We start from the raw sequence: 9,679 nt of genomic DNA on the forward strand, positions 1-9,679 counted from the left end.
CAGCACCAGTGGCCAAGAGAAAAAAACTTTATGCGGTGCTGGCTAGTATCGCGGTAGTCGGGGTCGGCACGGGGTTCTATGTCATGTTGACGAAAGGAGCGCCTGCCGTCAATGTTGCGGCTTATGTGGGGGAGGCACCTGCTCTGTCTGCGGCCACGGAAGTCAAGTTTCTGCCTGGCAGCGCCGTTGCCGGCATGAAGCTTGCGGCTGAGACGGATGCCTTGGCCATGTATTTCCACGAAGAAACGAGCGAGTTGGCCGTGGTGGACAAAAAGAGCGGGAAGGTATGGCGCAGCAATCCGGAATCGCGCAACGAAGACGCGAAAGCCTCACCTGTCGAGAAAGAACGGCTATCGTCTCAGGTGACCGTCAACTACCGCGACCGGATCGGGACGCTTAATACGTTCACCAACTATGCGCATTCGATTACGAATAAGCAATTCAAGGTTGAGACGATCGAAGGCGGGCTCCGCCTGACGTATACGATCGGAGACATGTCGCTTGGGATCGATGCGCTGCCGAAGTACATCAGCAAGCAGCGGATGGAAGAGAAAGTGCTCAGTCAACTGGATGACCAGACGAAGGTTACGATCAATCGGGCATATCTCCCTTCGGACACGAAACCGGACGTGCTGGAACGGCTCGATACCGCGGTTGGACGCCCGCTCGTGCTCCAACGCGTACTGGACGCCTTCGCCAAAGCCGGCTATACCGAGGAAGACCTCGCATTCGACAATGAAGAGAACGGCATCGGCGCTGGCGGTGAAGAGAAACCGAACTTCGTCGTCGTGCTCGAATACCGTCTCGATGGAGACAGCCTCGTCGTGAACGTGCCGGCTGGGCAAATCACGGAAAGCGAAGGCTTCAAGATCCGCAATGTCGAGCTGCTGAATTTCTTCGGCGCGGCGGGGACGGATGAGCAGGGCTATATGCTGGTTCCCGACGGATCCGGCGGCCTGATTCATTTGAACAACGGCAAATCGAACGCTGAAGTGTACGCGCAGCGCATCTATGGCGACGATTACAACGACAACAGCGGTCGGCGCGGCCAGGTTGCGGAGAGTGCGCGATTGCCGATATTCGGCCTCAAATCGGGAGACAACGCATGGTTTGCGCAGATCGAGAAAGGGGAAGCGATCGCGAACGTAACGGCCGATATCGGCGGACGGCAGAATTCATACAACAACATCCATGCCAGCTTCGCGCTGCGCGGCGAGGACGAACTGGAGCTGTACAAGGGCAATGAGGTGGATGAAATCCAGCTCTTGTCGGAAGCGCGTTATACCGGGGAGATCCAGGTTCGATACGAATTCCTGCACGGTACGGAAGCTTCGTATGCGGGCATGGCCAAGATCTATCGCGAGCGGTTAGCCGAGGAAGGCCATCTGACGCCGATCGAAGCCGCAAACGAAGAAGGCTTGCCGTTCTTCGTGGATGTGCTCGGCGCGATCGACAAGCGCAAATCGTTCCTTGGCGTACCTTACAAAGGGCTCCTGCCGATGACGACGGTAGAGCAGGCCGGAGAAATCGCGGATGCGCTCGATGCCGAAGGAATTTCCAACGTGCAAATGCGTTATCTCGGCTGGTTTAACGGCGGCATGAAGCATTCTGTTCCGGCAGGCGTCGATATGGAAGGGAAGCTCGGCAACAAGTCGGAGCTCGGCTTGCTGGCGGAGAAGCTGGAGGCGGCCGGCGGCCGACTCTACCCGGATACAGCGATGCAGCATGTGCTTAGCGACAGCTACTCGTTCAAGCCTGCAGCTGACGCGGCCCGCTTCATCACCCGCGAGCAAGCGTCGCGGACGCCGTACAACCGCGCGTTCAATTCGATGGATTACGATCTTGGCATCTACTGGCTGTTGTCGCCAGCCAAGCTTCCTTACTTCGTCGACCGGTTCATGGACGGCTATGAGGACTACAAGATCGATTCCGTCTCGCTCCGCGATCTCGGCGATCTGCTCCATGCCGACTACCGCGCAGACCGGGTTATTTTCCGCGAGACGGCCAAGAACATCGTGACCGAGCAACTCGGCAAGCTCGAACAGCAATTCCCGAATATGCTGCTGACCGGCGGGAATGCGTATGCGCTCCCGTACGCCGATAAACTTGTGAACGTGCCGATGGAAGACAGCGGCTTCAACATTGTCGACGAAACCGTTCCTTTCTACCAAATGGTCCTTCACGGCTATGTGGACTATGCGGGTTCGCCGCTCAATCTAAGCGATGAGCAGGACCTCCAGTATCAACTGCTCCGTTCGGTGGAATACGGCGCGGCGCCGCACTTCCTATGGACGCACGAATCATCATCCCAGCTGAAATTCACGGCGTACGATACGCTCTTCTCCACCGAATATACAAGCTGGATCGATGATGCCGCGAGTATGTACGCCAAGGCAAACGAGGCGCTCGGCCGTCTGCGGACGAAGCCGATCACGGATCGTATCGTCCATCAGGAAGGCGTCGTCGAGGTTCGATACGGGAGCGGCGGCTCGGTGTACGTCAACTATACCGACAAGCCGGTAACGGTGAACGGCACGGCGGTCGAAGCGAACAATTTTACGGTAAGGAGTGAGGAGCATTGATCAAGAGAAGTTTGACACTTACGCAGAAGCGGGCGCTTCTCGGGATCCTCTTTATCCTGCCGTGGCTGCTCGGATTCCTCTTCCTGTTCGTGTCGCCGTTCGTTCAGTCCATCCGGTTCAGCTTCAGCGAACTGCAAGTGGCGCCGAGCGGCTATGATCTGAGCTTTATCGGTCTCGATAACTATACGAACGCACTTAGGATCGATCCTAATTTCAACCGGATTCTGACGGAGTCCGTGTCCGAGATGGCCTACAATGTACCGATGATTCTGTTCTTCAGCCTATTTGCGGCAACGCTCCTGAATTCGAAGTTCAAGGGGCGGCCGCTGGCGCGGGCGATCTTCTTCCTGCCCGTCATTCTCGCTTCCGGCGCGATCGCGGAGGCCCAGTCGGCCGGCTTGATCCAGCTCACCGGCAGCTCCCAGATCGCGCAGGAGCTGGGCGAACAGCAGAACGGCTTCGATCCGATGATTCTCGCGAACATGCTCGGCAACGGCGGCATTCCGATCTGGTTCATCGAGTATATCGTTACGGCGGTCAACCGGATTTATGAGATTATCCGCAGCTCCGGCGTCCAGATTCTTATTTTCCTCGCCGCCCTGCAGTCGGTCCCTTCCACAATGTACGAAGTCGCGAAGATGGAAGGCGCAACCGCGTATGAGTCGTTCTGGAAAATTACGTTCCCCATGGTCAGTCCGCTCATCCTGACGAACGTGATCTATACGATCATCGATTCGTTCGCCGACAGTCAAGTGACGCAGTATATCTACGAAACGGCGTTCACTTCCCAGAATTTCGGACTCAGCGCGGCGATGGCGTGGATGTATACCATCGTTGTCAGCCTTATTCTGATCGTGGTCGGGTTTTTCATTTCCAGAAGGGTGTTCTATTACAACTGATAACCGAAGAGGGGGCTAGGCCATGTCCGCAAAAATACGGGAAAACGAAGCCGTCCTGCTTCGGTACCAGCGTGCACGCAACAAAGGCGGCGAGATGCTGTGGTCGTTATTCCGCTACATCCTGATCCTTGGCATTTCATTCGTCATTTTGCTGCCAATCTTAAAGCAAGTATCGGTCGCTTTCAAAGACCCGCTCGATATTTATGATCCGACGATTTATATGGTACCCGTGAACTACACGATGGAGAACATCAAGCTGGCCATGGACATTCTGGATTATTGGCCGCTGCTTCAGAATACGATGCTGTTCGTCGTATCGACGACGCTGCTTGCGACCGCGTCTTGCGCCTTGGCGGGTTACGGCTTCGCGCGGTTTACCTTCCCGGGCAGCAATATTCTGTTTGCGCTCGTTATCATGACGATCCTGATTCCGTCCAGCACGCTTATGGTACCGATGTACCTGCACTTCCGGGAGTTTGACGTCCTGGGGCTCGTCAAGCTGTTCACGGGCAAGGCAGGCATCAATCTGCTGAACACGTACTGGCCTTCCCTGATCACTTCGGGATTGGCGATTGGATTGAAGGCCGGTCTGTTCATTTATATCTTCCGCCAGTTCTTCAAGGGACTGCCGAAGGAAATCGAAGAATCGGCACTCATCGACGGCGCAGGCGGCTTGCGTACTTTCTTCACCATCATGCTGCCGAATGCGGTTCCGCCGATCATTACGGTGTTGTTGTTCTCGTTCGTCTGGCAGTATAACGACACGTTCTACACGTCGCTGTTCATGAGCGACAGCAATCTCATGGCGGTGAAGATCGCGTCGTTCCCGGCAGACGTCAACCAGTTCCTCCCTCGCCTGCTCGGCATCGAAGGGACTGAGGCGCGGGCGGATCCGAACCACGTATCGATGATCGTCGATACCGGCATTCTGCTGGCGATCGCGCCGCTCATCGTCTTGTATCTGTTCGTCCAACGTTACTTCGTCGAGAGCGTCGAGCGCACCGGCGTGGTCGGTTAATCGGCAAGCTAGCTAGCCAAACGAGATTAGCAGCGTCTTTCGGCTTTACGAGAATCGCTTTATTTCATGCATCTAAGGGAAGAGGGCGTGGGCAATGAAAGACCATTTGCAAGGGAGATTAGCCGTCGAGCCAAAGCTGATTAATCCGGCGGCAAGCGACAACGCCAAACGGTTGATGGCCTACTTGTGCAGCATCTATGGCACTCGGACGCTGACCGGGCAGCAGTACGGCGTCGTCTCGACGCCGGAGATGGAGGTCATTCGACTTGCCACCGGCAAATACCCCGCGGTCGGCGGATTCGACTTCATGAACGATTCGCCGTCGCGCGTCGAACGCGGCTCCGTGCCGACCGATACGCCGCTTGCGATCGACTGGTGGCGGCGCGGGGGGATCGTCACGTTCTGCTGGCACTGGAACGCGCCCAAAGACTTGATCGACGAGGCACCGGACAATGGTTGGCACCGGGGCTTCTACACGACGGCGACGACGTTCGATATTGCGGCAGCCATGAACGACGAGTCATCCGAAGAGTATGGTTTGTTAATGCGCGATATCGACGTCATTGCCGTCAACCTGAAGCGCCTGCAAGATGAAGGGATTCCTGTATTGTGGCGGCCGCTGCATGAAGCGTCCGGCGGCTGGTTCTGGTGGGGAGCGAAGGGGCCCGAGCCTTGCGTTAAGCTCTGGAAGACCATGTACGATCGGCTGACGAATCTGCACGGGCTGAACAATCTGATCTGGGTATGGAACGGCCAGCATCAGGATTGGTATCCCGGAGATGAGTATGTCGACATCATCGGAGAAGATATTTACCCGCCGGAACGGACGTATGTTTCCAACATCGACAGGTTCCGGCAGGCGCTTGGTTATACGGCGGCGAACAAATTAATCGCCTTGTCGGAGAACGGACCGCTGCCGGATCCCGATAAGATGGCAGAAGAAGGAGCGCCTTGGCTGTGGAATTGTACCTGGTACGGCGGTTTCGTCTGCTCGCAAGATGCTGACGGGCAATGGGGTGTCGGCGAGCAATATACGGAGCGGGAGATGCTGCTCAAGTATTATGCGCATCCGTATACGCTCACACGGGACGAATTGCCGGACCTGACTGCTTATCCCCTGTAAGAGAAAACGTAGTGGAATGCTGATGCATGGCTTGATAGAAAAGTTCGGTTCACCGCCACATACTTCGCCTAACGGAGGGAACGATCTATGACCTATAAAGTGCTGACGGAAGAGCAGGTCGAACATTTCATCGAGAAGGGCTGGGTCTTGCTTGCTGGCGCATTCGCCCGCGAAGACGCGCTCGAGGCCCAAGACTTCTTGTGGACAGAGGTGGAGAAGCGCAGCGGCGTGCGCAAGGACGACCGCGAGACATGGACGGAGCCGTTGGTGCAGATCAACGAAAACTTCCTGACGCCGGCCTTCGCCCGTTGCAACTCCGAGCGGCTTGGAGACGCCATCGAGGATCTGATCGGTCACGGCCGCTGGGCAAACCGTACGGTGTACGGGGAGACGGAGCGGCTCGGCGGGTTCGGATGGTGGCCGGTCAACTTCTCGCTGAACGCCGACCAGCCTTGGAGCGTTCCGGTCAATGGCTGGCATTGGGATGGCATCCACTTCAAGCATTTCATCGATAGTCCGGAGCAAGGACTATTGTGCTTGTGTCTGTTCTCTGACGTCGGGCATCAGGGCGGCGGCACGTTTATCGTGGAAGGTTCGCACAAGGTTGTCGCCCGATTCCTTTCCGGCCACCCTGAGGGGCTGGAGCTCGGAGATGCGATCGGTCTGCTGAACCGCGAACATCCGTATCTGCGCGAACTGACCGGAGCGGACAGAAGCGCGGACAATAAATCCAACGATATTTATAACGATCAGACAGCACCGAATGTCGGGACACCGGAGGAAGCATCCGCCGAAGCAATCGCCCAGGCGCGACTCGACAAGTTCATGAACAATGACTATACAGATGCAGACGGCATTAAGCTGCGCGTACTGGAGACGACAGGCAGATCCGGCGACGCGATTCTCTGTCATCCGTTCCTGTATCACTCGTCTTCCCAGAATCTGATCGGCGTTCCTCGGTTTATGTGCAACCGAACGACGCCGATAACCGAGCGTTTGAATCTGCAAAGGGAAAACGAGGCAGATTACTCGCCGCTCGAACTCAGCATCCGCCAGGCGCTTGATCGTGGGTAGGACGGGAATGATCTAAGACTTCAACTTCAAGGCCGGTAGCGGCGCAGTATCAAACCGAAACGAGGGACGGTATGGAACGATTGTTCATCAAGGGAATGACATGGGGCTGGAGCTCGAAGCGCGGCGACTATAGGACGGAAGCCGCAGCGGACTCCATGCGCAAGCTGAAGGAAACCGGAAGCGAGTGGATTGCGCTCTCCTTCTGGACGTGGCAGGATACGGTGCATTCGACGCAGATACCGTTCGACTATGGCTATACCGTAACGGACCGCGACATCGAAGCAGCCGTGCGCGAAGCGAGAGGAAACGGGCTCAAAATTTGTCTCAAACCTGTCGTTAATTCGCGCGACGGCCTCTGGCGGGCGCATATCGGATTTCCGGAAGAGGACAACGCAAGTCCTTCTTATTGGGATCGCTGGTTCGATTCCTATACGAACTTCCTGGTCCATTACGCGGAGCTTGCGGAAGAGTTGGGCTGCGAGATGTTCTGCGTCGGCTGCGAGATGGTCAAGACCGAGTCGCAGACGGCCAGATGGACGAAGACGATCGCCCGCGTAAGGGAGGTATATTCGGGGCCGCTGATCTATAACGCCAACCACGGCAAGGAAGACGGCGTGGCGTGGTTCGATCAGGTAGACGTCATCGGTACGAGCGCTTACTATCCGGTCGGCAGCGAGCCAGGCGATACGGAAGAGAACATGATCGCCAAGTGGCTGCCGATTCGCGATAAAATGGAACGGCTGCACCGAAAGTTCAACAAACCGGTCGTATTCATGGAAATCGGTTGCCGCAGCGCGCATGGCTGCGCCACGATGCCCTGGGACTTCTTGCATCAGGAGCTGCCGTTCTCCGAAGAGGAGCAGGCGAACTTCTATAGTTCCGTCATCAAGGTATTCTGGGATCAGCCGTGGTTCGGGGGGTTCTTCTGGTGGGACTGGAGCGTGAACCTGTACCCATTAGAGGAAGCAAAGTCGAATCGCGGGTTCGACATTTATGGCAAACGCGCGGGCCAGATTCTGACGGAATGGTATACAGGCCGGTAATGCGAAGGTGTCCCGGAGCGTTAGGGGATATGGATACGGATGAAAGAGCGATATCAAGGCTGTTTCCTTGTTACCAAGGAAGCGGCTTTTTTTATTCGTATGGCGAGCGGGATTCTATGATGCGTTATAGATCAAATCTGCCAGCGATTCTAACAAAGTGGATCCGTTGGCAAATATTATGTGTGTTAAACGAAGCGCCGAATATCTGGGAAAGGTGGTCATCGGCATTGAAACAGACCCTCAGTAGAGCTGAGTGATGATGTGAACATCAATCACGACAAGCTGCCGGGGGACGGCTTGCTGTATTACAAGCGAGCAAGACCGGCGGGAGCGTATATCGGACGATCGGATTTCAGGACGATATCGAGATCGAGATTTATTTGGGTTAAAAAGATAGCGGTGCATCCGGAGACTTAAGCTCGCGCAGAGCTATCTCCGGATTTTTTTTATTTATTCCGAATCATCCATTTCAGGTGCGTCATAAACGTTGTTATTCGGAACGTTAGTAATCGACTCCATTCCCTCTACATTATTCTCGATCTCCTTCATAATCCGATCCATATAGGCAGATTCCGGTGATTGGGTATAACGGTGCTGATTCGACACGAGGATCCTTCCTTTCCGATAGCGTATACCCTTATTATCCCAAGCGAGATCCGTTTCATGCCGTTCGCCGCGGCGAAGAACGGAGTAAGGCTTCAAATTCGGCTTAAGCTGGATATGATCGGGAACCGGCACGGACGAGCGTACCAATCAATAGGATAGAGATGTGAGGCGCCTTGCTTGCGAGGTGCTTTTGTTCTTTGAAAGGTGCTCGTTGTTTAAAAATTTAACTTGCATTACGAACGTATATTCGTATAATAAGATCATATGTTCCCATTGGGGTGAGTGATAGAAGATGATGATACCGTTTATATGACGAGCACATCTTAGAGAAACTGTGAGGGTATGATGGACAAACAATTCATTGACAAGTTGCAAACGCTCAGCCGTCGTGACGAAGTACGTTCGAGCTTATTGCTTGAAGGCGTGAAACGCACGCTCAGGCAGAGAAAACAACGTGGATTTATAAGACGAATCTTGCACAGTAAGAAGAAAACGATAGTGCCCAAGAGTTGGGATTAAGCAAGTTGGGAGAACTTGGTCGTAGACTCGGATATGTAGCCATGCTATTATGTGAATCCGCCGCTAGAAACGGAAGGCGGCTGAAAGAAATGAAATTATGTGCAATAAGGTTTTGAAAAAAGTTCTTGCATCTTCAAAACGATTCATGATAAGATGCTCTTCGCCGCTGAAAAGGCGGTGAAAACTGGTGAATGTTGCGTAACTGATTAACGGTCAGGAGTGCAGCCATTCAAGCCAAAGATGATATGATGAATGCTGATCGATCTAGTGATCGCTCAAGCCAATCATCACTTGATGAATGATGAACTTCCTATAGGTCGTTCAAATCAATCATCCTTTGTTCCTTGAAAACTGAACAATGAGCGATATGTTTTATAGCTAGTATTTAGAATGAGCTGAACAAGCTCCTTCGAAGTAGCGGAATGCTGCATGTCCAACCTCGCGGTTGTACACGCAAGCCAATCCGCCTTTTATGGAGAGTTTGATCCTGGCTCAGGACGAACGCTGGCGGCGTGCCTAATACATGCAAGTCGAGCGGATCTTATCCTTCGGGGTAAGGTTAGCGGCGGACGGGTGAGTAACACGTAGGTAACCTGCCTGTAAGACCGGGATAACATTCGGAAACGAATGCTAATACCGGATAATCAGCTTATCCGCATGGACGAGCTGGGAAAGACGGTGAGCGGATTCTTCCGTAGTAGTTTTCTCGCGAAAACTCTTAGCTGTCACTTACAGATGGACCTGCGGCGCATTAGCTAGTTGGTGGGGTAATGGCTCACCAAGGCGACGATGCGTAGCCGACCTGAGAGGGTGAT

7 protein-coding genes and 1 rRNA gene are annotated in these 9,679 nt (G+C 54.4%); 7 read left to right on the forward strand and 1 reads right to left on the reverse strand.

Features of this window, described 5'->3' with window-relative positions:
• Nucleotides 1-8 precede the first annotated feature (8 nt).
• The 6 genes from FHS18_RS33075 to FHS18_RS33100 all read left to right on the forward strand — a co-directional run bounded on the left by FHS18_RS33075 (nucleotide 9) and on the right by FHS18_RS33100 (nucleotide 7,739).
• Complete coding sequence (locus tag FHS18_RS33075; RefSeq protein WP_183604663.1) at nucleotides 9-2,582, forward strand: DUF5696 domain-containing protein; 2,574 nt, start codon at nucleotides 9-11, stop codon at nucleotides 2,580-2,582.
• A complete protein-coding gene (locus tag FHS18_RS33080) occupies nucleotides 2,582-3,481 on the forward strand; it encodes a carbohydrate ABC transporter permease (RefSeq protein ID WP_183604672.1) in 900 nt (299 codons plus the stop codon). The genes FHS18_RS33075 and FHS18_RS33080 overlap by 1 nt, the downstream gene beginning before the upstream one ends.
• A 22-nt stretch (nucleotides 3,482-3,503) precedes the next feature.
• Nucleotides 3,504-4,499: a carbohydrate ABC transporter permease gene (locus FHS18_RS33085; RefSeq protein ID WP_183604664.1), complete on the forward strand. Its 996-nt coding sequence runs from the start codon at nucleotides 3,504-3,506 to the stop codon at nucleotides 4,497-4,499.
• Nucleotides 4,500-4,593: 94 nt separating this feature from the next.
• Nucleotides 4,594-5,622, forward strand: a complete 1,029-nt coding sequence (locus FHS18_RS33090) for a glycosyl hydrolase (RefSeq protein ID WP_183604665.1) — start codon at nucleotides 4,594-4,596, stop codon at nucleotides 5,620-5,622.
• Nucleotides 5,623-5,709: 87 nt separating this feature from the next.
• On the forward strand, nucleotides 5,710-6,696 hold the full coding sequence (locus FHS18_RS33095) for a phytanoyl-CoA dioxygenase family protein (RefSeq protein ID WP_183604666.1): 987 nt from the start codon (nucleotides 5,710-5,712) through the stop codon (nucleotides 6,694-6,696).
• Nucleotides 6,697-6,767: 71 nt separating this feature from the next.
• On the forward strand, nucleotides 6,768-7,739 hold the full coding sequence (locus FHS18_RS33100; protein WP_183604667.1) for a glycoside hydrolase family 113: 972 nt from the start codon (nucleotides 6,768-6,770) through the stop codon (nucleotides 7,737-7,739).
• Between the two features lie 450 nt (nucleotides 7,740-8,189).
• Here FHS18_RS33100 and FHS18_RS33105 read toward each other — a convergent pair whose 3' ends face one another.
• Nucleotides 8,190-8,345, reverse strand: a complete 156-nt coding sequence (locus tag FHS18_RS33105) for a hypothetical protein (RefSeq protein ID WP_183604668.1) — start codon at nucleotides 8,343-8,345, stop codon at nucleotides 8,190-8,192.
• A gap of 988 nt (nucleotides 8,346-9,333) precedes the next feature.
• Between FHS18_RS33105 and FHS18_RS33110 the strand changes: the two genes are divergently transcribed.
• Nucleotides 9,334-9,679 (forward strand): 16S ribosomal RNA (locus FHS18_RS33110); the annotation flags it as partial.

The sequence above is a fragment of the Paenibacillus phyllosphaerae genome (assembly GCF_014192105.1).
GTDB classification, from domain to species: Bacteria; Bacillota; Bacilli; order Paenibacillales; family Paenibacillaceae; genus Paenibacillus_Z; species Paenibacillus_Z phyllosphaerae.